Source organism: Streptomyces sp. NPDC001157, assembly GCF_053598255.1.
On sequence record NZ_JBSFJW010000035.1, the window covers coordinates 14,895 to 38,570 of the forward strand.

At 70.8% G+C, this 23,676-nt stretch carries 18 protein-coding genes; 11 read left to right on the forward strand and 7 right to left on the reverse strand.

All coding sequences use genetic code 11. The annotated features are described in order from the left end of the window. Nucleotides 1-8: 8 nt before the first annotated feature. Nucleotides 9-386, reverse strand: coding sequence for a DUF3499 domain-containing protein (locus ACWDAG_RS38615; RefSeq protein ID WP_030941657.1), 378 nt, complete (start codon nucleotides 384-386; stop codon nucleotides 9-11). A 343-nt stretch (nucleotides 387-729) separates the two neighbouring features. Between ACWDAG_RS38615 and ACWDAG_RS38620 the strand changes: the two genes are divergently transcribed. Beyond that, entirely contained in the window at nucleotides 730-1,179 is a 450-nt protein-coding gene (locus ACWDAG_RS38620) for a metallopeptidase family protein (protein WP_450700225.1), read from the forward strand. Between the two features lie 142 nt (nucleotides 1,180-1,321). Here the strand turns inward: ACWDAG_RS38620 and ACWDAG_RS38625 are convergent, their stop codons facing one another. From ACWDAG_RS38625 to ACWDAG_RS38635, 3 genes are all read right to left on the reverse strand, one after another. After that, nucleotides 1,322-2,866: a DUF5719 family protein gene (locus tag ACWDAG_RS38625; protein WP_450700226.1), complete on the reverse strand. Its 1,545-nt coding sequence runs from the start codon at nucleotides 2,864-2,866 to the stop codon at nucleotides 1,322-1,324. Continuing rightward, a complete protein-coding gene (locus ACWDAG_RS38630) occupies nucleotides 2,863-6,519 on the reverse strand; it encodes a glycosyltransferase (protein WP_450700227.1) in 3,657 nt (1,218 codons plus the stop codon). Before ACWDAG_RS38630 ends, ACWDAG_RS38625 begins: the two co-directional genes overlap by 4 nt. Before the next feature lie 185 nt (nucleotides 6,520-6,704). After that, a complete protein-coding gene (locus ACWDAG_RS38635) occupies nucleotides 6,705-6,968 on the reverse strand; it encodes a WhiB family transcriptional regulator (protein WP_010986447.1) in 264 nt (87 codons plus the stop codon). 640 nt (nucleotides 6,969-7,608) lie between these two features. On the opposite strand from ACWDAG_RS38635, the gene ACWDAG_RS38640 reads away from it, so the two are divergent. From ACWDAG_RS38640 to ACWDAG_RS38655, 4 genes are all read left to right on the forward strand, one after another. Continuing rightward, on the forward strand, nucleotides 7,609-8,121 hold the full coding sequence (locus tag ACWDAG_RS38640) for a cysteine dioxygenase (RefSeq protein WP_450700228.1): 513 nt from the start codon (nucleotides 7,609-7,611) through the stop codon (nucleotides 8,119-8,121). Between the two features lie 33 nt (nucleotides 8,122-8,154). Beyond that, nucleotides 8,155-9,114, forward strand: coding sequence for a 2-phospho-L-lactate transferase (cofD, locus tag ACWDAG_RS38645; protein ID WP_450700229.1), 960 nt, complete (start codon nucleotides 8,155-8,157; stop codon nucleotides 9,112-9,114). Then, entirely contained in the window at nucleotides 9,111-10,409 is a 1,299-nt protein-coding gene (locus ACWDAG_RS38650; RefSeq protein ID WP_450700230.1) for a coenzyme F420-0:L-glutamate ligase, read from the forward strand. Before cofD ends, ACWDAG_RS38650 begins: the two co-directional genes overlap by 4 nt. 180 nt (nucleotides 10,410-10,589) lie before the next feature. Further along, the gene (locus ACWDAG_RS38655) at nucleotides 10,590-11,600 is read left to right on the forward strand and encodes a DNA-3-methyladenine glycosylase family protein (RefSeq protein ID WP_450700231.1); all 1,011 of its coding nucleotides are present in this window, start codon (nucleotides 10,590-10,592) and stop codon (nucleotides 11,598-11,600) included. Nucleotides 11,601-11,613: 13 nt separating this feature from the next. Here the strand turns inward: ACWDAG_RS38655 and ACWDAG_RS38660 are convergent, their stop codons facing one another. Then, the gene (locus tag ACWDAG_RS38660) at nucleotides 11,614-12,051 is read right to left on the reverse strand and encodes an Lrp/AsnC family transcriptional regulator (protein WP_450700289.1); all 438 of its coding nucleotides are present in this window, start codon (nucleotides 12,049-12,051) and stop codon (nucleotides 11,614-11,616) included. A gap of 85 nt (nucleotides 12,052-12,136) precedes the next feature. On the opposite strand from ACWDAG_RS38660, the gene ACWDAG_RS38665 reads away from it, so the two are divergent. Continuing rightward, entirely contained in the window at nucleotides 12,137-13,054 is a 918-nt protein-coding gene (locus ACWDAG_RS38665) for an SMP-30/gluconolactonase/LRE family protein (RefSeq protein ID WP_450700232.1), read from the forward strand. A gap of 29 nt (nucleotides 13,055-13,083) precedes the next feature. Here the strand turns inward: ACWDAG_RS38665 and ACWDAG_RS38670 are convergent, their stop codons facing one another. Together ACWDAG_RS38670 and ACWDAG_RS38675 are read right to left on the reverse strand one after the other, a co-directional pair. Then, a complete protein-coding gene (locus ACWDAG_RS38670; protein ID WP_450700233.1) occupies nucleotides 13,084-14,166 on the reverse strand; it encodes a sugar phosphate nucleotidyltransferase in 1,083 nt (360 codons plus the stop codon). A gap of 174 nt (nucleotides 14,167-14,340) precedes the next feature. Further along, nucleotides 14,341-15,813, reverse strand: a complete 1,473-nt coding sequence (locus ACWDAG_RS38675; RefSeq protein ID WP_450700234.1) for an N-acetylmuramoyl-L-alanine amidase — start codon at nucleotides 15,811-15,813, stop codon at nucleotides 14,341-14,343. 129 nt (nucleotides 15,814-15,942) lie between these two features. Between ACWDAG_RS38675 and ACWDAG_RS38680 the strand changes: the two genes are divergently transcribed. The 5 genes from ACWDAG_RS38680 (at nucleotide 15,943) to ACWDAG_RS38700 (ending at nucleotide 23,632) form a co-directional block, all read left to right on the forward strand. Continuing rightward, the gene (locus tag ACWDAG_RS38680) at nucleotides 15,943-16,698 is read left to right on the forward strand and encodes a TIGR03089 family protein (protein WP_450700235.1); all 756 of its coding nucleotides are present in this window, start codon (nucleotides 15,943-15,945) and stop codon (nucleotides 16,696-16,698) included. 214 nt (nucleotides 16,699-16,912) lie between these two features. Beyond that, entirely contained in the window at nucleotides 16,913-18,151 is a 1,239-nt protein-coding gene (locus ACWDAG_RS38685) for an LCP family protein (RefSeq protein WP_450700236.1), read from the forward strand. 241 nt (nucleotides 18,152-18,392) lie between these two features. Then, nucleotides 18,393-20,117, forward strand: coding sequence for an LCP family glycopolymer transferase (locus ACWDAG_RS38690; RefSeq protein ID WP_450700237.1), 1,725 nt, complete (start codon nucleotides 18,393-18,395; stop codon nucleotides 20,115-20,117). An 80-nt stretch (nucleotides 20,118-20,197) separates the two neighbouring features. Next, nucleotides 20,198-21,838, forward strand: a complete 1,641-nt coding sequence (locus tag ACWDAG_RS38695) for an LCP family protein (protein WP_450700238.1) — start codon at nucleotides 20,198-20,200, stop codon at nucleotides 21,836-21,838. Between the two features lie 210 nt (nucleotides 21,839-22,048). Next, the gene (locus ACWDAG_RS38700; RefSeq protein ID WP_450700239.1) at nucleotides 22,049-23,632 is read left to right on the forward strand and encodes an LCP family protein; all 1,584 of its coding nucleotides are present in this window, start codon (nucleotides 22,049-22,051) and stop codon (nucleotides 23,630-23,632) included. Nucleotides 23,633-23,676: the final 44 nt, after the last annotated feature.

A 23,676-nucleotide genomic window follows, 5' to 3' on the forward strand; every position in this document is an offset into this window, starting at 1 on the left:
AGCAGTGCTCAGTTGTCCGGAGACCGCAGTACCCGCAGATGTCCGCGCCGCGCGACCTCCATCGGGTCCGCCGTGCGCGCCCCGCCACCACCGGCGCCTGCCGCCCGCTCCTGGGGGCGGGCCGCCTCGCGCACCGCGTTGGCAAGCGCTTCCAGGTCGTCGCCACTGGGGCGGGCCGGAGCGGAGCCGTCGAGCAGCCGGACGACCTCCCAGCCGCGCGGGGCGGTGAGGCGCTCGGAGTGCTCGGCGCACAGGTCGTAGCAGTGGGGTTCGGCGTAGGTGGCGAGCGGGCCGAGGACCGCGGTCGAGTCGGCGTAGACGTACGTCAGCGTCGCGACGGCGGGACGGCCGCAAGCGGTGCGCGAACAGCGACGTACAGGGCTCACGACGTTGGACGGTACCGCACTCTTGAGCGGGCCGCGACGACTCTCCCCCAGGTCACTCCACCGTGTCGTACTGTGAAACACCCCACACACCTCCTTTGGAACACCCGGCTGACCTGCGCGTACGCGCATTCACACGGCGTTCCGCTCCTCTTCGCCCGATCAACACACCGTACAAACACCGTCAATTGCCCCAAGATCGTCGGTCTCGTAGAGATACGGAAACGAGCCCAACCTTGGCTGGAATGGTCATCCTGCGACATGCCGTCCAGCGGGGTCCGAGGTACTCCGGGCGGCCGAGTGGGGCACGGTGTGCGGTCTCGGCGGGGACTACGCTTCACCAGTGATGGACAAGCCCGTACCGCCCCGTGCCGCCCGCCCCGGGCCCCGCCGTCGTGATCGCCACGGCCGGGGCATGCGCGGCCCGATCGCGCCGCCCCAGGTGCCGCTCGCCGCGAGCCGTGCCGAGGCGTTCGCGGATCTGGTGCAGGACTCCGTGGAGCGGCTGGAACGGCGGTGGCCGCAGCTCGCCGAGATCGATTTCCTCGTCCTCGAGGTGCCGCGTCTGGACGGCCCGGCCGAGGCCTGGAGCGACGAGGCGGTGCCGCTGGGGGGCACGATTCCCGCCCGGGAGGGGCGGCCTGCACGGGTGGTCGTCTATCGGCGGCCGGTGGAGATCCGCACGAAGGGGCGGGACGAGCGGGCGGCTCTGGTGCACGAGGTGGTTGTCGAGCAGGTGGCCGAGCTGCTGGGGCTCACTCCGGAGACGGTGGATCCGCGGTACGGGGAGGACTGAGCGGCGGTTTTGTACACCCGGCGGTGGTGTGGCCGTGCTGGGGGCTGGCGCCCCCAGCCCCCCTTTCGGCCTGAACGGCCTCGTCCTCAAACGCCGGACGGGCTGAAAGGATCAAACCGCGGCCGGCGCTCACCAGCAACAGCTACTTCTGCAGTACCGACAAGTCCTGGTCCGCCTCCGGTACCGCCACCGTCCCTCGGTCGTCCGGCAGTGTCTGGACCGTGAAGCCCGGGACTCCCTCCTCCGTCGCAGACAGCGTCCGCGCCGCGTACACCGGGCCGCCCGACAGGGGCTCCACCGTCAGGGCGTAGGTGCCCTGGAGGCCGCTCGGGACCGGGGCGTCGATGTCCTGGGTGGTGCCGGCCTTGATCGTGTACGTCTTCGAGACAGCGGTGCCGCCTTCGCTGCCGGCGGACGCGGTGACCTTCACCTGGGCGGTGCGGGTGGGGGCGGCCAGGGACAGCGTGGTGCCCTTTCCGCTGTTGTCGGCGGACGTCGCGCGCGTGCCCACCGGGCTGGTGGCCGGGATGAACGCCGTCTCCTGCTTGCCGCCCTTGCCCCGTACGACGCGCAGCGCGGCGACCACCGGCACGGACTTGTCGGTGGGCGTGAGGACCAGGGAGCCCGCCTCGCCGCGCGTGACGGGGCCGAGGTCGACCCCGGTGGTCATCCCCGCCTTCACGTGCAGTGTCTCGTTCCCGGCGGGCGTGATCTGTCCGGACGGGGAGGCGAGCCGCAGCTTCAGGTCGGCGTCCGCGTCGCCGGGCGTGAAGGCGATCAGGCGCACGGACGTGGCGTCCTTGGGGATGCCGGGCACGACGAGGCTGCCCGCCGGGTCCGTGGACGCGGCCAGCCAGTCGCCGCCGACCTTGTCGTCGAGGGCTTGCACGGCGGCACCCACGCGTCCGCTGCGGACGTTCACGTGCACGGTGAGGTCGGTCTGCTTCTCGTCGGTGAGCGTGGACAGCAGGACCGGGTCGCTGGAGTGCGGTGCGACCGTGATGCCCTCCCCCACGGTCGACTTGAGGGCGCCGTCCTTGCCGTAGAGCTCGATGTCGACGACGGCGGCGGAGTCGTCCGGGTTGGTGAGGTGGACGTAGTCGGTGCGGGCGGCGTCCGTGCTGGCGCCCGGGAACCAGAACTCGGTGTCCGGCGCGGTGCAGTTGACGCCCTGGAGGCCGCGTCCGGTGCCCGCGGCGACCTCGGTGGTCTCCTGCACCGCCCAGCCGGGCGCGAACCTGCCCTCGGCGGTGCCGACGAGCGCGGGTGTGTCGGAACCCGCGGTGTCGCCCGTGACGGGCTTGCCGGGCTCCTTGGGCGTGAGGACCGGCTTGTCGGTCTTCGGCTTGCCGGCCTTCTTCTTGCCGCTCTTCTTTCCGTCCGTCTTGCCGTCCGTCTTGCCGCTGCCGCCCGTTCCGTCGGCCGACTGCTCGGTGGCGGACTGGAGTTGGGCCGTGCCGTCGCTTCCCGTGCCCTTCGTGACGGGCGTGAAGGACGTGTACGACGTGTCGGCGAGGTCCGAGGTGCTGGGCTGCGGGCACAGCAACGTGGTGCGTTCCACGGGGAGTTCGGCGGCCGCCTTGGCGGTGTCCGCGGGGGAGGCGCCCGGCGCGGTGAGCGAGGCGAAGCCCGTGACGGCGGCGAGCGCGGCCGTGCCGGCGATCAGGGAGAGGGTGGTGCGGTTCACTGCTGACTCCCGTCGGGGCGCTCAGGGGCGTGCGGGTGCGGCTGCGACGGGTCGTACGTCGGGTCGTAGCCCTGCTGGTACGACGGGTCGTACGCGGTCTGGTCGTACGAGCCCTGGTTCTGGCCGCCGTACGCGTACGGGTCGTACTGGCCGCCCTGGTACGGGTCCGCCTGGTACGTCTGGTCGTAGGTGCCCGCCGGGTACTGCTGGGTGCCCTGGTACTGCTCGTTGCCGTAGGTGCCGTAGTCGGTGCCCTGGTAGCCCGCGGCATCCCACTCGCCGTAGGACTGCTGGTGCGGGACCGCCACCGGTGTCTCCTCCGGAGGAGGAGACGGGAACTCCTCGCTCTGGGCCGCTTCTTCGGTCTCGGCCTCCGCCTGGGCGCGCAGGCGGCGGGCGCGGCGGCCCTCGCCGGCGACGGCCTCGGCGGGTACGGCCGGCTCCTCGGGGAGGTCGTCGTCGACGTCGCGGCGCCGGCCGGGCAGGGCCAGGACGACGAGGACGACGGCCAGGAAGCCCTGCGCCCAGAGCCAGGCGGTGTGGGTGATCGGGTCCTCGTAGGTGACGTCCAACTTGCCGCCGGAGGCGGGGAGTTGGAAGCCCTGGGCCCAGCCGTCGACCGTGGTGCGGGTGAGCGGCCTGCCGTCCAGGGTGGCCGTCCAGCCCTCGGCGGCGGTGTCGGCGAGGCGCAGTACGCGGCTGCCGGAGCCGGACGGGACCGTCGTGTGGATCTCGACGGGTCCGGCGGCGACGGGCTGCGCCGTGCCGGAGCCGGAGGCGGGGACGATGGCGGCCCGCGCGACCTCCTGGTCGACCCGCCACAGGGCGCTGCCGCCCTGCTGGCTCAGGCGGGAGAGGCCGGGCGTGGCGTCCAGGACGCGGGTGACCTCGCGGGGCGCGCCGCCCTTGCGGACGAGGACATAGCGGACGGCGAACTTGCCGAGCTGGTCGGCCTGGTCGGCGCCGGAGCCGGCGACGAGGTTGGCGACGACCTTGTCCAGCCTGGCGTTCTCGCCGTCGGCCGCGGCGATCTCGGCGTCACCGAGACGGGCGCCGGAGCCGCGCACCAGCGTGTAGCCGACGCGGGCCGTGGAGTCGCTGTCGAGCACGAGCGTGCGTGCCTGGTCGCGGGTGCCGCTCTCCTCGGCGACGAACGCGGGGACCTGCACGGGGTCCTGCCGCTCGACCGGTCCGTCGGCGCCGCGGATCATCCAGCCGAAGGCGATGACCAGCGGGCCCGCGAGCGCGGCGAAGGCTATGAGTGCGGCCACGGGCTGGCGCCAGCCGAAACTCTGCTCGGCCACGCGTGCGCGTGCACCGTCGGCGCCGAGGACGGCGGCGGTCAGGAGGGCGAGGCCGTAGACGAGGGTTGCCGGGCCGGCCCAGGTCGAGCCGTTGGACAGGACCGCGAAGACGAGGCCCACCAGGGCGACCGCCCAGGCCGTCCAGATTCCGAACTGGCGCTCCGAGCGCAGCAGGGCGGCCAGCGCGGCCAGGACGATGCCGATGAGCATCAGCCCGCTGACCGTGCCCGGGCCGCCGGGGCTCATGCCGAGCAGGTCGAGGGCGGAGGCGGCCGAGGGGCCGTAGTCGAGGCCGGCCTCCTTGAAGAAGCCGAACGGGAGCAGCGACAGCGACCAGGGTGCGAGGACCAACAGGGGCGTGCCGAGCTGGGCCAGGAAGCGCAGGCCGTGGGCGGTGATGTCGGTGCGCCGCACGGCCACCGGCGCGAGGCCGAGGACCAGCGCGACGGGCCACACGATCGGCGTGAACGCCGTGGTGATCGTCAGCAGCAGTGTGTACGCCCAGGTGGCGCGCCAACTGCCGGGCGTGCCCGAGTTGTTCGCGAGGCCGCTGGCGGCGATGCCCGCGCGCGCGATGAGCGGCAGCAGCACGGCCAGTACGGCGGTGCCGACGCGGCCGCCCGCGAGCGCGCCCGTGGCGGCCGGCAGGAAGGCGTAGACGACGGCGGCCCACGCGCGCAGCAGACGGGACTCGACGAGCGGGCGGGAGGCGAAGTACGCGGTGACGCCGGCCAGCGGCACCGAGCACACGAGCAGGACCGTGACCGCGAGCCCGGTCGAGCCGAACAGCACGGAGGCGAGCAGCGCGATGATCGCGAGGTACGGCGGCGCGGACGGGGTGCCGCCGGCGCCCACCGCGTGCCAGGAGTCGAGGTAGCGCGACCAGAGCTCGCTGGAGTGGGCAGGGGCGGGCAGCAGGGCGCCGCCCGCGAGCGCGCCGCCGCCGAGCAGTGCGCGGCAGGCGACCAGGGAGACGAACAGCAGCACCAGGAAGAGCATCGGGCCGGGCTTGCGGCCGATGCGCTTGAGGCGGGCGAACTGCTCGATCTCCAGGAAGTCGGCATCGTCGCCGCCGGGCCCGGACTCGACCGCGCCGCCGTGCCGTCCGGCGCCGGAGGTCACCTCGGGGTCGGAGCGGCCGACGAGGTCGCCCGCGGCCTGCTCGACGGTGGCCCGTATGGTCGCGCCGGGCGGCGGGAACAGGGCGCGCAGCTCGCCCTTGTCGATCTGCGGCGCGCCGCGCCTGCGTCGTCCGGCGATGATCCGCTCGGGGCGCAGCAGCGTGCCCAGCAGACCGCGGATCTCGTCGACCGCCTGCCCCGGGACCTTGCCGACGAGGTAGGCGACGGTCCGCAGCAGCGTGCCGAGCACGAGGCGCACCAGCACCCAGGGCAGCGCGGCCGTACGCGTGTTCACCAGGAGGGTGTAGACGGCGCCGGCCTTGTCGACCTTGTGCGGGGAGGCGACGGTGCGGCCCGAGCAGTCGACGGTGCGGCGCTCGCGGGAGGCGGCCTCGGCGTGTCGTACGACCGCCTCGGGGGCGACGAGGACACGGTGGCCGGCGGCGGTGGCCCGCCAGCACAGGTCGACGTCGTCACGCATCAGCGGCAGTCGGTTGTCGAAGCCGCCGAGCTGTTCGAAGACGTCGCGTCGGATCAGCATGCCGGCGGAGGAGACGGACAGCACCGTCCGGACGTGGTCGTGCTGTCCCTGGTCCTGCTCGCGGCGGTCCAGGCCGGTCCAGCGGCGGCCGGAGTTGGCGATGGTGACGCCGACCTCCAGGAGCTGGCGGCGGTCGTACCAGCCGCGGAGCTTGGGGCCCACGACGGCCACGTCGTCTCGGCCGAGCTCGAGTTCGTTCTCCACGACGCGCAGCAGCTGGGCCAGGGCATCTGGTTCGGGGGCGCAGTCGTCGTGCAGCAGCCACAGCCACTGGACCGGCTCGCCGTGCGGGAGTTCCGGCATGTCGTACGCGTCGTCGCGCCAGGAGCGGGTGACCGGGTCCCAGCCGCTGGGCCGCTTCAGATAGGGCAGCTCGTCCGGGGTCAGGACGGGCGCGCTGCGTTCCGCCTCCTCGACGGCCTGGCCGAAGCCGGTGCGCCGGGCGAGGTGCAGGACGCGGTCGGCGCCGAGTGCCTCGGTGACCAGCTGGGCGGAGTCGTCCGCACTGCCGGTGTCGGCGGCCACGGCGTACTGAACGGGGCGCTCCTGGCCGAGCAGCCCGGCGAGCGCGTCGGGCAGCCAGCGGGCGCCGTCGTGGGAGACGACGACCGCCGTCACCACGTGACGCGGAAACTCTGGTGTGGCAGCGAGGTCTTGGTGGGCTGCCGTGTGGCTGTGCACGGACATCGAGGTACGGGCCCCGGTTCGATGGACTGCGGTGGACGTCTGTGCCCCGTGGGGGCAGCGAGGCGTCTCGGACGAGCGACCACACTATCGGCTGGACATCACGGCGGCCCGCCGCCTGTGGATAACCCCACCTGCGACGGGCCGTTCGATTGTGTTTCGGTTGTGTGAGGGTGTCGGCCGCCCAGTCAGATTGCGGCCTTCTTCAGGCGGCGCCGTTCACGCTCGGACAGTCCGCCCCAGATCCCGAAGCGCTCGTCGTTGGCAAGGGCGTATTCGAGGCACTCGGAGCGGACTTCACAGGCCAGGCAGACCTTCTTGGCCTCACGGGTGGAGCCGCCCTTCTCGGGGAAGAAGGACTCGGGGTCGGTCTGGGCGCACAGCGCGCGCTCCTGCCAGCCGAGTTCCTCGTCCGCGTCGTCGACCAGCAGTTGCTGCACCAGCTCGGTCATGTGCGCCCCTCGTCTGTCTTTCGCGTCCCCGTGATGTAGCCGTTACCGATTCCGGCTGAACGACACGAGTGAAATTACAAGTGTGCTGCTCCGGGCGAGTCAAGCCGAGATCTGCTATTGAGCCCCTTATTCACTCTGCGGAACCAAGGCCATGCGGAAAGTGTTCAAATCGGCATAAACCTTGACATGCAGACGAGGCCCGGAAGGGCCTTCGCCCCCGCGCAGAGCCTGTACGGGGAAGGACGCCCGCAGATCCGATCTCGTTCCACGCGCACCTCGAAGCAAACCGGATCACAGTCGGATCACAGGACCGCAACGAGGGTTTGAGCGCCATGTGTCCCGGGCGGCGCATGCACAAACCTTTCACCTCCGACATGAACCGGATGAGGTGAACCATGTCCCACATACCGGGCGTCGAGTTGACAGTGAAGGAGTGAACCGCTGTCCTTGTGGGCATGCTCGCGAACTTGGCGCTCACCTCGACCCGCACCGCCGGGTCCCACGGTGCTGCCCGCGCTCGCTGTAGCTGTTGTTGCTGTTCCAGCTGTTGAGCCATACCTGCTCCGGCTGTGGCCCTGTCGTCCGTGACGGGGCTCCCGTTCCCTCTGACCTTCTTTCACTGAGGAACCGCACACCCCTTATGAACAGCGACAACGACCTCCAGATCGCCGGCGACATCCTCGAAGTCCAGCACCTGCTGCAGCCGCCTCGCGAGCACCCGGCCACCGTTGCCGAGTTCGTGGGCCTGGCCAGGTCCATCGCCGCCGACCGCTCCCAGTGGGAGCACCTCGTCGAGTACGACGCGACGACACGCTGGTACCACCGGCTGCGCACCGGGCCGGGCTACGAGGTGTGGCTGCTGTCCTGGGTGCCCGGCCAGGGCAGCGGGCTGCACGACCACGGCCGCTCCTCCGGTGTGCTGACCGTCCTGGAGGGCACGCTGACCGAGCGCACCGAGCGGGGCACGCGCGCGTTGGGCGCGGGCGCACAGCGGGTGTTCGCTCCGGGCTATGTGCACGAGGTGGTCAACGACGCGCTGGAGCCGGCGGTCAGCCTGCACGTCTACTACCCGGGCCTGACGGAGATGCCGATGCACACGGCCTGCACGGCGGCGCCCGTGGCGTACGACGGGGTGGACGCCGTAACCGCCTGACGCGTTGTCGTACCCGCCTGTAAGACTTGGCCCATGCGCATTGTGGTTCTGGCAGGCGGCATCGGCGGTGCCCGGTTCCTGCGTGGTCTGAAGAAGGCCGTGCCGGACGCGGACATCACCGTCATCGGCAACACCGGGGACGACATCCACCTCTTCGGACTGAAGGTCTGCCCGGACCTCGACACGGTGATGTACACGCTCGGCGGCGGTATCAACGAGGAGCAGGGCTGGGGGCGGGCCGACGAGACCTTCCACCTCAAGGAGGAGCTCGCGGCGTACGGCGTGGGGCCGGAGTGGTTCGGGCTCGGCGACCGGGACTTCGCCACGCACATCGTGCGGACGCAGATGATCGGCGCCGGGTATCCGCTGAGCGCGGTGACGGAGGCGTTGTGCGACCGGTGGAAGCCGGGCGTGCGGCTGATTCCCATGACGGACGACCGGGTCGAGACGCATGTGGCCGTCGAGGTCGACGGTGAGCGCAGGGCGGTGCACTTCCAGGAGTACTGGGTGCGGCTGCGGGCCTCGGTGCCGGCCGAGGCGGTCGTGCCCGTCGGGGCGGAACAGGCGAAGCCGGCGCCGGGTGTGCTGGAGGCGATCGCGGAGGCGGACGTGGTGCTGTTCCCGCCCTCGAACCCGGTGGTCTCCGTCGGCACTATCCTCGCCGTGCCCGGCATCCGTGAGGCGATCGCCGAGGCCGGGGTGCCCGTCGTCGGCCTCTCCCCCATCGTCGGGGACGCACCCGTGCGGGGCATGGCCGACAAGGTGCTCGCGGCGGTCGGCGTGGAGTCGACGGCCGCGGCGGTGGCCGAGCACTACGGCTCGGGTCTGCTCGACGGCTGGCTCGTCGACACCGTGGACGCGGGCGTCGTGGACCGGGTCGAGGCCGCCGGGATCCGGTGCCGGGCCGTACCGCTGATGATGACCGACATCGAGGCGACCGCCCGGATGGCACGCGAGGCACTGGCACTGGCGGAGGAGGTGCGGGTGCCGTGAGCGCCGGGTATCGGGTCTGGGCCGTGGGCGGGCTTCCTGAGGTCGTGCCGGGGGACGACGTCGCCAAGTTGATCGCTGCCGCCGAGCCCGGGCTGGTCGACGGGGACGTGCTGCTCGTCACCTCGAAGATCGTGTCCAAGGCGGAGGGGCGGGTCGTCGAGGCGACCGACCGGGAGGCCGCGATCGATGCCGAGACCGTGCGAGTGGTTGCGCGGCGCGGGGCCCTGCGGATCGTCGAGAACCGGCAGGGGCTGGTGATGGCCGCGGCAGGTGTTGATGCCTCCAACACCCCTTCCGGCACGGTGCTGCTGCTGCCCGAGGATCCTGACGCGTCCGCCCGGGCGATCCGGGAGGGGCTGCGGGACGCCCTCGGCGTCAACGTCGGGGTCGTCGTCACCGACACCTTCGGGCGGCCCTGGCGCTCGGGGCTCACGGATGTCGCCATCGGCGCCGCCGGGGTGCACGTGCTCGACGATCTGCGCGGGGGCACGGACGCGTACGGCAATCCGCTCAGCGCGACGGTGGTGGCGACGGCCGACGAGCTGGCCGCCGCCGGTGATCTGGTCAAGGGCAAGGCCGCCGGGCTGCCCGTCGCCGTCGTGCGCGGACTGCCGCACGTGGTGGCCCCGGACGACGGAGAGGGGGCGCGGGCCATGGTGCGCGGCGGGCGCGACGACATGTTCCGGCTGGGGACGTCCGAGGCGATACGGACGGCGGTGACCCAGCGGCGTACCGTGCGGGCCTTCACCGACGAGCCTGTCGACCCCGGTGCCGTACGGCGGGCGGTCGCCGCGGCCGTGACCGCGCCGGCGCCGCATCACACGACGCCTTGGCGTTTCGTGCTGCTGGAGTCGCAGGACGCGCGGACCGGGCTGCTGGACGCCATGCGCGAGGCCTGGATCGCCGATCTGCGGCGGGACGGCAAGAGCGAGGAGTCCATCGCCAAGCGGGTGCGGCGCGGGGATGTGCTGCGGAAAGCGCCGTATCTGGTGGTGCCGTGTCTGGTGATGGACGGGTCGCACGCGTACGGGGACGCGCGGCGGGACGGGGCGGAGCGGGAGATGTTCGTGGTCGCCGCGGGAGCGGGGGTGCAGAACTTCCTGGTTGCGCTGGCCGGGGAGCGGTTGGGGTCCGCATGGGTTTCTTCGACGATGTTCTGCCGGGATGTCGTGCGGGGGGTTCTCGGGTTGCCCGAGAACTGGGATCCGATGGGGGCCGTGGCGGTCGGGCATCCGGCGGAGGAGCCTCGGCCTCGGCCGGAGCGGGACGCTGACGCTTTTGTCGAGGTGCGGTGACGCTCCGCCGGGTGCGCCGGGTGCCTACGGCTTGGGGGATTCTGGGTTCGTGCGCGGCTACGGGTGAGTGGGGGCTGGTCGCGCAGTTCCCCGCGCCCCTTGGGAGCGTTATTGACACTCGTGGTCGCATGTACCGCCTAGTCTCGTAGGGCATCCCCCCGATACTCCAGGAACTCAGCTGTGGCAGGACGGTTCTCTCCCCGGCCCACCCGTACGACCGTGCGCGGTGGGCATGTTGCCGTGCCCGCGCGGGGTGGGGTGCCTCGGCAGGCCGTGGCGCCCGGACGGGTGCGGACCGTCGTACCGGACGGGCCGTTGGATCTCGGGCTCGTGCTGGGGCCGCTTCGGCGTGGTGGCGGGGATCCGACGTTCGGTGCCATGCCCGACGGGTCCGTCTGGCGGGCCAGTCTGACTCCCGGCGGGCCCGGGACTCTGCGGGTCTCCGTCTGTGGAGGTGAGGTCCGTGGGGAGGCCTGGGGGCCCGGGGCCGAGTGGCTGCTGGAGCAGTTGCCGGAGCTGCTGGGGGGCGCGGACGAGCCGGATGCGTTCGTGCCGCGGCACCGGCTGGTGGCGCACACGGCGCATCGGCGGCCGGGGCTGCGGCTGACGCGGACCGGGCTGGTGATGGAGTCGCTGATCCCGTCGATTCTGGAGCAGAAGGTCACGACCGGGGAGGCGTACCGGGCGTGGCGGCTGCTGGTGCGCAAGTACGGGGAGCCGGCGCCGGGGCCCGCGGCCGGCGGGCGGCTGTGGGTGATGCCGGCCCCGCGGACGTGGGCCCTGATCCCGTCGTGGGAGTGGCACCGGGCCGGGGTCGACAACAAGCGGGCCTCGACCATCCTGCGTGCCGTGCGGGTCGCCGCACGTCTGGAGGAGGCGGTCGGGATGGAACCGGCGGCCGCGCAGGCGCGGTTGGAGCTCGTGTCGGGGATCGGCCCGTGGACGTCGGCGGAGACCGTGCAGCGCAGTCATGGGGCGCCGGACGCCGTGACCGTCGGGGACCTGCATCTGCCGGGCATCGTGGGGTGGGCGCTGGCGGGAGATCGGGATGCGGATGATGCGGCGATGCTGGAGTTGTTGGAGCCGTATGCGGGGCAGCGGCATCGGGCCGCGCGGCTCATTCTGCTGAGTGGGCGTACGCCGGCGCGGCGGATGCCGAAGATGCCGAAGACCGACATCGGTCGGCTCTGACGCCGCGAACGGATCAGCCCGCGTTCACCGGCCGCTCGAAGAACGTCTCCAGGACCACCGTCGCGTGCGTCCCGCTGACCCCCTCGATCGCGTACAGGCGTCGCAGCACGTCCTGGAGCTGTTCGGTGGTGGCGGTCCGCACCTTCACCAGTACGGCCGCGCTGCCCGCGATGACGTGTGCCTCCTGGATCTCCGGTACGGCGGCGAAGGCATCGCCCCGCTCCCCCATCCACGCGCCGGCGTCGACATGGACGAAGGCGAGCACTCCGCGGTCGAGCGCACCGGGGTCGACGTCGACCGTCGTGGTCCGGATGACCCCCTGCTCACGCAGCTTGCGCACCCGCTCGTGGGCGGCGCCCGCCGACAGGCCGACCTCCTTGCCCAGCGCAGCGTAGGACTGCGCGGCGTCCCGCTGGAGCAGCGCGATCAGCCGTCGGTCGATGTCATCCACTCGCTTCATATGGAAACCATATCTGATTCAGCAGAGTGCATGTTACGTTGAATTTCATTCTGATCGATATCCCTCTGGGGGAACCATGTCAGGCATCATCGTCAAGGACCTGTACGAGATCCTGGACGACCGCTTCCGGACCGGACGGTGTACGAACGGCGACAGCCGGCTGGAGGTGCTGTACGACGGCTGCCGCTGGGCCGAGGGCCCGCTGTATCTGCCCGCCTGGCGCCAGCTGATCTGGAGCGACATCCCGAACGACCGCATGCTGCGCTGGGACGAGGCCACCGGCGCCGTCACCGTCTTCCGCGCCCCGGCCGGTCACGTCAACGGCAACACGCTCGACCGGCAGGGCCGGCTGGTGAGCTGCGAGCAGGGCAACCGCCGCGTCACCCGCACCGAGCCCGACGGTTCGGTCACCGTCCTCGCCGACCGCTACGACGGCAAGCGCCTCAACAGCCCGAACGACTCCGTCGTCCGCTCCGACGGCACGATCTGGTTCTCCGACCCGGACTTCGGCATCACCAGCGACTACGAGGGCCATCGCGCCGAGTCGGAGATCGGCGCGTGCAACGTGTACCGGATCGACCCGGTGAGCGGGCGGGTACAGCTCGCCGCCGACGGGTTCGAGGGACCCAACGGCGTCATCCTCTCCCCGGACGAGCGGCGGCTGTACGTTTCCGACACCCGGGCCGCCCGTATCCGCGTCTTCGACGTCGGCGAGGACGGCACGCTGTCCGGCGGAAAGGTCTTCGCCACGGCGGCCGACGGCGTCCACTTCGACAACATCCGCTTCGACGACGAGGGCCGGCTGTGGGCCGCCGCGCTCTCCGACGGGGTGCACTGCTACGACCCCGACGGCACCCTCGTCGGCCGGCTCCGCGTGCCCGAGCCGGTCTCCAACATCGCCTTCGGCGGCCCGAAGAACAACCGGCTGTTCATCACGGCCACCACCTCGCTGTACTCACTGGTGATGTCGGTGACGGGGGCGCCGCGCGTGTGAGAGCCGGGCGGGGCGCTCCCGGGGCGGCACTACTGGTCCGAGGAGAACCGCACCGATCCCGCGGGGATCTGTGCGTCGCACCACACCCGTACGCCGTCCCGCAGTTCGTTGTCGGCGCCGATGACGGCGCCGTCGCCGATGACCGTGCCGGTCAGGACCGAGCGTTCGCCCACGCGGGCTCGGGTGCCGATGAGGGAGTCGGTGATGACGGCGCCGGGTTCGATGACGGCGCCCGGCAGGATGGTCGAGCCGAAGACCCGCGCGCCCTCCGCCACGAACGCGCCCTCGCCCACCACCGTGCCGCCCGTCAGCTTGGCGTCGGGGGCGACCCTGGCCGTCGGCAGGATCAGGCGGTCGCCGCATCGGCCGGGGACCGCGGGGGACGGGGCGCGGCCCAGGACGAGGTCGGCGGAGCCGCGGACGAAGGCCGCCGGGGTGCCCAGGTCCAGCCAGTACGTCGAGTCGACCATGCCCTGCAGATGGGCCCCGGCCGCGAGGAGGTCGGGGAAGGTCTCGCGTTCGACCGAGACCGGGCGGCCCGCGGGGATCGTGTCGATGACCGAGCGGCGGAAGACGTACGCCCCCGCGTTGATCTGGTCGGTGACGATCTCCTCGGGGGTCTGCGGCTTCTCCAGGAAGGCGAGGACACGGCCGGTCTCGTCCGTGGGAACCAGGCCGTAGGCGCGGGGGTCCGTGACCTTGGTCAGGTGGAGGGAGACGTCGGCGCCCGTCTTCTCGTGAGTGTCGACCAGGGCGCGGATGTTCAGGCCGGTGAGGATGTCGCCGTTGAAGACGAGGACCGGGTCGTCGGGGCCCGAGTGCAGACGCGACGCGACGTTGCGGATGGCGCCGCCCGTGCCGAGGGGCTCCTCCTCCGTCACGTACTCGATGCGCAGGCCCAGGGACGAGCCGTCGCCGAAGTACGGCTCGAAGACCTCGGCCAGATAGGAGGTGGCCAGGACGATGTGGTCCACCCCCGCGGCTCTCGCTCTCGCCAGCTGGTGGGTGAGGAACGGGACGCCGGCCGCGCGGACCATGGGCTTCGGGGTGTGGACCGTGAGCGGGCGCAACCGCGTGCCCTTGCCGCCGACCAGGAGGATCGCTTCTGTCACCTGTCGTCTCTGCTTCCTGCCGGGACCGGCCGAACTGTCTTTCGGCCGGCCAGTTTATGCAGACCGTCGTGTGGCGATTTCGACGGCCGTGCGGCGTTCCGCGGTTCCATCCGGTGCCCCCGTGGCATGAAGTGTTCCTCCGTGCCCAACTCCCTTGCGGAGTCCGGCGGTCGCTCAACGGCGACCCTGGTAGTGCGCCGCGGCGGAGCGGATCGTGCCGAGCTTTCGGTAGAGCTGCCAGCCCGGGCAGGCCGTGGGGTAGCCGTCACGGTGGCCGGAGATCACATTCATTCGGACGTTCTTACCCTTTCGGTAGAGATTGCCACCGCTCGACTTCAGATATGTCTTTCCGCGCGGATTGGCACCGAAGAGGCCCAGCTTCCAGGCCGTGAGCCGGGCGATGGCCTTCAGGACGGCCGCGGGCGGCTTGCTCTTGCTGAGGTTGCCGATGACGGCGATGCCCATGCTGTTGTTGTTGAAACCGAGAGTGTGAGCGCCCCTGACCGCCTTCGCCACTCCCCCGGCGCGGCCCTCGTAGATGGTTCCGCACTTGTCGACGAGGAAGTTGTAGCCGATGTCGCGCCAGCCCATGCTCACAACGTGGTAGCGGTAGATGGCACGGATGACGGAGGCGGCCTGCGAACAGCGGTAGGTGTTGCCGGACGACGTGTGGTGCACGAACGCCGCCTTGACCTTCTTCGTGTAGGCGAACCCCCTCTCGCGCAGATCCTCGTCCGCACCCCAGCCCCTGCGGGTGACGATGCGGGGGCGGGGGCCGATGTGCGGCTTCTTGCGCTGACTCGCCGTCAACTCGTCTCCGCGCAGTGTCCGCATCTCCCGCTCGGTCGCGGACTTGCTCAGTGCAGGGATCACGGTGGCGCCGAGCGGGACGAGATCGGCGTTGGCGGTGGACGAGGCCAGGGCCTCGGCCGACTCCGAGTTGCCGGTCCCGGCACCGGGAGGCCCGGCCTGGCTGCCGTGCGGCACGAGCGGCGCCGTACCACGCATCGGGACCTCGTCGCCCCCGTCGTCCGGGTCGCCGGGGTCCACGAGTTCCAGACGCAGGCCCGAGGGGAGGGCGGCTGCGGCCGGGACGGCGCGGGTGCTCGGGGAGTGGTCCTCGGTACGGCCTGTGCCCTCGGCCCGGACCCGGACCTCCACCGCGTCCGAGTCGCCCACCCACAGCGGTGCGGTGGAGCCGCGGACGTGGCCCGAGGTGCGCTCGGCGGTGCCGGGGTCCGGCGCGTCGTCGTTGTGCGTCTCCAGGCTGCGCCAGCCGGACCAGACGCCGTTGCCGGTCGCGCGGGTGCGGACCTGGACATGGCCGTGCAGTTCGGTGTTCGGGTTGTCCCAGATGACGCCGACCATCGAGAAGGGCCGTACGTCACGGCGGGGCAGGCCCTGCTCCATGAGGGCCGCGGAGGCCGTGGAGCCGAAGGCGCGGGTGAGGGGGGTCAGCGGGGCGAGGGGCAGCGACTGGGTGCTGCCTCGGGCGTCGGGCCGGGCGGGCCCCGGCGCGGATCGTGCGCCGCCGAGCGCGGCCCTCGCCGTCGCCACGGGGACGGGCAGGGTCAGCGGAAGGGCGAGGGCGGCCGCGCAGGCGACGCCGATCGAGGAGGCGATCGAGGAGGCAAGGAATCCACGCATGCTCCTGATATTGGACATAGTCATACATATATGTCCATCCCGGAATTGACGGACCGTCGGTTTTCGTTCCTCCGAACCGGTGGCCCCACCAAGGGGTGCGCGAGCGGTCGCCCGCGTACCCTTGCGCGGGTGAACGCCACCGACCGCACCCCTGCCGACCTGCTGCGTTCCGCGCTCGCCGCGGACCCCGGACGCCCCCTGGTGACCTTCTACGACGACGCCACGGGCGAGCGTGTCGAACTGTCTGTGGCCACCTTCGCCAATTGGGTGGCCAAGACCGCGAATCTCCTCCAGGGCGACCTGTCCGCGGCACCGGGCGACCGGGTCGCGCTGCTGCTGCCCGCGCACTGGCAGACCGCGGTGTGGCTGCTGGCGTGTGCGTCGGTGGGGGCGGTCGCCGATGTCGGCGGGAATCCGGCGGCGGCCGATGTGGTGGTGAGCGGGCCGGACACGCTGTCCGCCGCGAGGGCCTGCCGGGGGGAGCGGGTCGCCCTCGCCCTGCGGCCGCTGGGCGGCCGCTTCCCGCAGCCGCCGGACGGCTTCGTCGATTACGCCGTGGAGGTGCCCGGCCAGGGGGATCGGTTCGTGCCGTTCGCGGCGGTGGATCCCGAGGAGGCCGGGTTGATCGTGGCCGGGCGGGAGTTCAGTGGGGCGGAGGTTGTCGAGCGGGCTCGGGCGGAGGCGGCGGGGCTGGGTCTCACCGGGCCGGGGTCGCGGATTCTGTCCGGGCTGCCGTACGACACCTGGGAGGGGCTGAATGCCGGGTTGTACGGGCCGCTTGCCGGCGGGGGGTCTGTGGTGTTGTGCCGGCATCTGGAGCAGTTGGGGGACGAGGCGCTCGCCTCGCGGATCGCGAGCGAGCGGGTGAGTGTTGTGCGCCGCTGAGGGGGTGGTGGCGGTTGTTTGGCGTGTGCGGGTCAGTGGGGGTTGATCGCGCCCACGCGGCGGAGCCGCAAATCGACACAGCCCCGCGCCCCTTGGAAGCCGCTGCTGTCACCCAATCGGGTCAGCACCGCACGACCCCGCCGCCCCCGTCGGGCCATGGTCGTAAGAACTGCAGGTCGGCACTGCACGTTCGTGCGCCGTGAGGGGGTGGAGCATGGCCCTGGGAGGTCGTCGGCGGCGGTGGGTGCGGTTCGGGGGGCTTGCGGTTGCCGCCGTGGTGGTGGGGGCCGTCGCGGGCGGGCTGGTGGTGTACGCGAAGCTCGACGGGAACATCAGGGCCGACGATGCGGCCGCCCGGGAGCTCGCCCGGTACGAGAAGGAGCGGCCCACCTCGCTCGTCAAGGGCGCGCAGAACATCCTGCTGATCGGGTCGGACACCCGGTCCGGGAACGGGAACGCCCGGTACGGGCGGGACACGGGGACCGAGCGGTCCGACACGACGATCCTGCTGCATCTCTCCTCGGGACGGCACACCGCCACCGCGATCTCGCTCCCCCGTGACCTGATGGTGGACGTCCCCGCCTGTCTGCAGCCCGACGGGAACCGCTCCGAGCCGATGTTCGCGATGTTCAACTCCGCCTTCGAGACGGGTGGTTCGGCCTGCACCATCCGGACCGTGGAGAAGCTGACGAACATCCGTGTCGACCATCACATCGTCGTCGACTTCCACGGCTTCAAGGAGATGGTCGACGCGGTCGACGGTGTCCAGGTGTGCCTGAAGGAGCCGATCGACGACAAGGCCGCCAAGCTGAAGCTGCCCGCCGGACGGGTCACGCTCGACGGCGAGCAGGCTCTCGGCTACGTACGCGCCCGCAAGACGCTCGGCGACGGCAGCGACACCGACCGGATGGACCGTCAGCAGCAGTTCCTCGGAGCGCTCGTCAACAAGGTGCAGAGCAACGACGTACTGCTGAATCCGGTGAAGCTCTATCCCGTGCTGGACGCCGCCACCTCGTCCCTCACCACCGATCCCGGACTGGCGAGCCTGCGCGGGCTGTATCAACTCGTACGCGGGCTGCGCGACATCCCCACGAAAGCGGTGCAATTCCTCACGGTTCCGCGGGAGTCGTACGTCTACGACGCCAATCGCGACCAGCTCGTGGAGCCGGACGCGGAGAAGTTGTTCGAACGGCTGCGCAGGGATGCGCCGTTGGCGGTCGCGGCGGAAGTTCCACGGGATTCCGGCCCAAAGAGCGGCAATTCGGCCACGGGTGGCGAGAGGAACTCGTACGGATATTCGGGCGGGGATTCGTATGAGCAGTCGCACGACTACGGCGCGTACGGACACGGCGACGGGAAGTCGGGCGGAAAGCGGTACGGCGGGGCCTCGGCGTCCAGTTCGCCCGCACCGACGTTCCGCGGGAACACCGCCGACGAGGACGGCTGCGGGTAGGGCGAGCATCAACGCGACGAACAACCGTCGCAAGAAAACCCAAGGAAATGGGCGGATTGCCCAGTTGTAGGGACGTGGAATTTGTCACCGACGTCGCTCCGCACTGAACTGGGCGGATAGTGTGAGCGATCCGGTGCACCGGTCCGCCAGGTCCTTCCTGGGGTCGCGCACTGTGTGACCGAGACCCGAGCGTCTTTGAGGGGGAAGGCGCCGCGTGGCCCAAACGGAGGATTCGGAAACCGTGGACGCGCAAAGCCGTGGGCGGGCGGAGAACATCGACCCCGCAGACCAGTGGGTGCTCAATCCGAACACCGGCGAATACGAACTGCGACTGACTCCTTCCACACCGCAATCGGCGGTGCCCCGGCCGCGCAGATCCGCCCCCCGTGGCGCGAACGGCGCGGCGGGCGGCCGTACGGCGACCCCGAAGGCCCCGGGCCGCGGGGTGCCACCGCAGAGGCGGCGCCGCGGTGCGCCCGAGGAGCCGCTGCCGGGCCGGCGCGGGCGTCGTCCGGTGCAGAAGAAGTCGAAGGCGAAGAAGGTCCTGCTGTGGACCGGCGGCACCATGGCGTTCGTGCTGGTCGCCGCGGCCGGCGCCGGGTACCTCTACATCAAGCACCTCAACGACAACATCACGTCCGTCTCCGACGACGGCGCGAGCACCGGCGGGTTCAGCAAGGGCAAGGCGATCAACATCCTGCTGATCGGCACCGACAAGCGCACCGGCAAGGGCAACGACAAGTACGGCGACAAGAACAGCGTCGGTCACGCGGACACCACGATCCTGCTGCACCTCTCCAAGGACCGCTCGAACGCGACGGCGCTGAGCATCCCGCGCGACCTGATCACCGACATCCCGGACTGCCCGACCACGCAGCCGGACGGCTCCCAGAAGGTCATCGCGGGCACCAGCCACGTCCGCTTCAACACCAGCCTCGGCCAGTACGACCGTACGCCCAGCTGTGTCGCGCGCACCGTCACGGAGCTGACCGGCATCAAGCCGGACAACTTCATGGTGGCCGACTTCAACGCGGTCAAGACGCTGACCAGCGCGGTGGGCGGCGTCGACGTCTGCCTCGGCAAGGACATCAACGACCCGGACTCGCATCTGAACCTGAAGAAGGGCATGCGGCACATCGCGGGCGAGACCGCGCTCGCCTTCGTGCGCACCCGGCACGCGGTGGGCTTCGGCGGTGACCTGAGCCGGATCACGCTGCAGCAGCAGTTCCTCAGCGCGCTGATGCGGAAGCTGAAGTCGAACGACACGCTCACCGACCCGACGAAGATGATCAAGGTCGCCGAGGCGGGCACCAAGGCGCTGACCGTCGACTCCAACCTCGACAGCATCGGCAAGCTGAAGGACCTGGGTCTGGAGCTGGGCAAGCTCAACCCGAAGAACCTGACGTTCACCACGGTGCCGGTGATCGACAACCCGGCCGAGAAGGTGCACGCGACCGTCGTCCTCAAGCCGGGCGCGACCCAGCCCGTCTTCGACGCGATCAAGAACGACGTCTCCTTCACCGCGGTGAAGGAGCAGAAGAAGAAGGAGGCGGCCGCGGTGGCCGCCCGTCTCAAGGGCACCAAGTCGGCCGCGTCCGCGGTGCGGGTGCGGGTCCTGAACGGTGGCGCCGAACCGGGCAGTGCGCAGGCGGAGCTCGAGTACCTGCAGAACGAGGCGGGCGTGCTGAAGTCCGAGAACGCCGGCAACGCGGACGCACAGCTCAGCAGGACGACGCTGGAGTACGCCCCGGACCAGGCCGACCAGGCGCGCCGGCTGGCCGCCATCCTGGGCCTGTCCGGCTCGGCGATGAAGCCCGGCAAGAGCGTGACCAACTCCCAGGGCCTGCCCGCCATCACGCTGACCCTCGGCAAGGACTTCCCGGGCGCGGGGGACTCGTTCACCGCGGCGAGCAAGGCGCCTGACGTGGACAAGACCACGGCCGACAAGGTTGAGTGCGCCAAGTAGTGACCTGACAGGCCTGTCGTACGTCTAACAGGACGTACGACAGGCCTGATGCATGGGCGCAGGGTGGGGAGGACGGGGAAATGGCGCAGAGCAGCGTGCAGGGGGAAGGGACGTTCCGGGGCGTTCCGCACACTCGTGAACCCGAGCGGGGCGGCCCGCGCGACGGTGGCGGGCCGGGTGGCAGGCGGCGCGGCAGGACGGGCAGTCGCGGGCCGCGGCGGGGGCGCCGGGTGCTCAGATGGTCCGCGACGACGCTCTCGGTGCTGATACTCGGGACGGCCGGCGCCGGATACCTGTACTACCAGCACCTCAACGGCAACATCCAGAAGGGCGAGCGCAGCAGCGGCGACGCCAAGGCGCAGAAGACCGCCCCGAACGCGGCGGGGCAGACGCCGCTGAACATCCTGCTGATCGGCTCGGACAGCCGTAACTCCGACGAGAACGTGAGGCTCGGCGGCGCCAAGTACGACCGCGGCAGCCCGCCGCTGGGCGATGTGCAGATGCTGATCCACCTCTCCGCGGACCGCAAGAGCGCCGCCATGGTGAGCATTCCGCGTGACACCCGGGTCGAGATCCCCCAGTGCAGGGACCCGAAGACCGGCAAGACATACCCCGAGACGAACAAGATCATCAACGAGTCACTGGCGCGGGGCGGTGCCGGCTGCACGCTGGCCACCTGGGAGAAGCTCACCGGGGTCTACATCGACCACTGGATGACGATCGACTTCTCGGGTGTCGTGCGGATGGCCGACGCCATCGGCGGCGTCGACGTCTGTGTGAAGCAGAACGTGTGGGACCGCTCGACGGCCGCCGTACACGGCGGCTCCGGCCTGAAGATGACGGCCGGCACCCACAAGGTCGAGGGCAAGCAGGCCCTGCAGTGGCTGCGCACCCGGCACGCCTGGGGCAGTGACCTGATGCGGGCCCGGGCTCAGCACATGTACCTGAACTCGATGATCCGCACGCTGAAGAGCCAGAACGTCTTCACCGACACCGGGCGGCTGACCGACCTGGCCGAGGCGGCGACGAAGTCCCTGAAGGTCTCCGAGGAGATCGGCACGGTCAAGAAGCTGTACGACCTGGGCATGCAGCTCAAGTCGGTGCCGACGGACCGCATCACCTCGGTGACGATGCCGAACGTGCCGGACCCGCAGAACGACGAGCACGTCGTACCGGACAGCGCAGGCGCCGCGAAGCTCTGGGAGATGCTCCGCGACGACATCCCCCTCGACAACAAGGGCAAGGCCTCGGACGCCAAGCAGACGGCCGCCAAGGAACAGGCCACGAAGGCCCCTTCGGCGCCGGACGGCGAGATCGGTGTCGTGGTGCAGAACGCCACCGGGACCTCCACCCTCGGCCCGGTCGTCGGACGCGCGGGCTCGGTCGCTCAGGCACTCGTGCAGCAGGGGTTCACCAAGGCGTCCAAGGACGCCACGGCGGGGCTCTCCGCGGACCGGACCGTCGTGCGCTACCCGAGCGCGGAACTGGAGGGCGATGCCCAGCGCATCGCCAAGTCGCTGGGGATTCCGCTGAGTTCGGTGCAGAGGTCGACGGACGTCTCCGGGGTCACCGTCGTCGTCGGCGCCGACTGGCGCACCGGCACGGCGTATCCGAAGCAGTCGAAGCCCAAGGCCGGCGACCTGCCCGGCAACTCCGACGCCATCAACGGCTCGGACAAGAGCCAGTGCATGGACGTGTACGGACCGTATCGCTGGACCTGATCTTCACCGATTCCCACAGCGAACTCCCTACTGACTGCACAATGATGAGGCGCGCTCACGTCCGAGGGGCTTCAGAGGGGCGGCGCGCCCTCTCATTCGCCTGATCCGGGGGGACCGGGCAGCGGAGAGGTTCGGCATGTCCAGGGGTGGGAGGGCAGGGAGTTGGCGCGGAGCAGTGTGCGCGGAGAGGTTCCCGCGGTCGAGGACACGATGTCCCTGACACCGCGGGACCGGGACGCGACGACCGAGCACGGCCGGCACGGCGGAGGCAGACGCAGGAAGGGCCCGGGCGGCGAGGGGAAGCGCCGCAGACGGCGCGTGCTGCGCTGGGCGGCGATGGTCCTGACGGTGGTGATACTCGGCACGGCGGGAGCCGGCTATCTCTACTACCAGCACCTCAACGCCAACATCAAGAAGGACGACCTCAACATCGGCGACGCGAAGGACCGCGCAGCCAGGTCCAAGGCCAACGCGGCCGGGCAGACGCCGCTGAACATCCTGCTGATCGGCTCCGACGCCCGGAACTCCAAGGAGAACCAGAAGCTCGGCGGTGCCAAGGAGACGTACAACACCGCGCCGCGCGCCGACGTCCAGATGCTGCTGCACGTCTCGGCGGACCGCACCAACATGTCGGTCGTCAGCATGCCGCGCGACACTCTTGTCGACATCCCCAAGTGCACGGACCCCGACAACGGCAAGGTCTACGGGGCGCTCACCTCTACGATCACCAACGACTCCTTGGGCCGCGGCGGCCCCGGCTGCACGGTGGCGACCTGGGAGAAGCTGACCGACATCCACATCGACCACTTCATGATGATCGACTTCGCGGGTGTGGTGTCCATGGCGGACGCCATCGGCGGCGTACCGGTCTGTGTGGACGCCAACGTCTACTCCAAGTCCTCCGACGGCCACGGCTCGGGCCTGAAGCTGACGGAGGGCACCACGTACGTCAAGGGCATCCAGGCCCTGCAGTGGCTGCGCACGCGGTACGGCTTCGAGGACAACACGGACATCGCGCGGGCCAAGGCCCAGCACCAGTACATGAACGCCATGGTCCGCCAGCTGCGCGAGAACGCCACGCTCGGCAACCCGAACGAGCTCCGCAAGCTCGCCGAGACGGCCACCAAGGCGCTGACCGTCGACGACGGCCTCGGCACCGTGGCGAAGCTGTACGACCTGAGCAAGGAGCTCAGGAAGGTCCCCACCAAGCGCATCACCATGACGACGATGCCCTGGCAGTACTCGACGACGAACAAGGGCCGGGTCGTGCCGAAGCCGGGTGACGCCGAGAAGCTGTTCCGGCTCGTCCGTGAGGACATCGCGCTGGACGGCAAGGACAAGAAGAAGGCCGGCAAGCCGGCCACGTCCTCGGACCCGGCCGCGGCGGACGACCGGATCGCCGTACGGGTGCAGAACGGCACCAGGACCGGGACGCAGCCCGCGGTCGGCGGACGGGCCCGTACGATCGCCCAGCTGCTCGTCGGCAAGGGGTTCACCGAGGCGGTGGCGGACGCCACGACGGCCCTCAGCGAGGAGAAGACGGTGATCCGCTACCCGAGCGCGGACCTGGAGGGCGACGCCCAGCGGGTCGCCAAGTCGCTTGGAGTTCCGCTGAGTTCGGTGAAGAAGTCGACCGACGTCTCCGGGGTGACGCTGGTCGTCGGGGCCGACTGGCGCTCCGGCACGACGTACACGGCCCCGCAGGACGACGACAGCACGCCGTCGTCCGCGCAGGTCATCAACGGCTCGGACAAGAAGCAGTGCATGCACGTGAACCCGGACTACACCTGGTAGTCCGGGATCGACAGGCGGCCCCCGGTGCTCAGAGCCTGTGACAC

Coding starts and splice junctions, on each gene's coding strand:
- ACWDAG_RS38620 (WP_450700225.1), top strand. CDS start 730: ATGGACAAGCCCGTACCGCCCCGTGCCGCCCGCCCCGGGCCCCGCCGT.
- ACWDAG_RS38630 (WP_450700227.1), bottom strand. CDS start 6,519: ATGTCCGTGCACAGCCACACGGCAGCCCACCAAGACCTCGCTGCCACA.
- ACWDAG_RS38635 (WP_010986447.1), bottom strand. CDS start 6,968: ATGACCGAGCTGGTGCAGCAACTGCTGGTCGACGACGCGGACGAGGAA.
- ACWDAG_RS38640 (WP_450700228.1), top strand. CDS start 7,609: ATGAACAGCGACAACGACCTCCAGATCGCCGGCGACATCCTCGAAGTC.
- cofD (WP_450700229.1), top strand. CDS start 8,155: ATGCGCATTGTGGTTCTGGCAGGCGGCATCGGCGGTGCCCGGTTCCTG.
- ACWDAG_RS38665 (WP_450700232.1), top strand. CDS start 12,137: ATGTCAGGCATCATCGTCAAGGACCTGTACGAGATCCTGGACGACCGC.
- ACWDAG_RS38675 (WP_450700234.1), bottom strand. CDS start 15,813: ATGCGTGGATTCCTTGCCTCCTCGATCGCCTCCTCGATCGGCGTCGCC.
- ACWDAG_RS38685 (WP_450700236.1), top strand. CDS start 16,913: ATGGCCCTGGGAGGTCGTCGGCGGCGGTGGGTGCGGTTCGGGGGGCTT.
- ACWDAG_RS38695 (WP_450700238.1), top strand. CDS start 20,198: ATGGCGCAGAGCAGCGTGCAGGGGGAAGGGACGTTCCGGGGCGTTCCG.
- ACWDAG_RS38700 (WP_450700239.1), top strand. CDS start 22,049: ATGTCCCTGACACCGCGGGACCGGGACGCGACGACCGAGCACGGCCGG.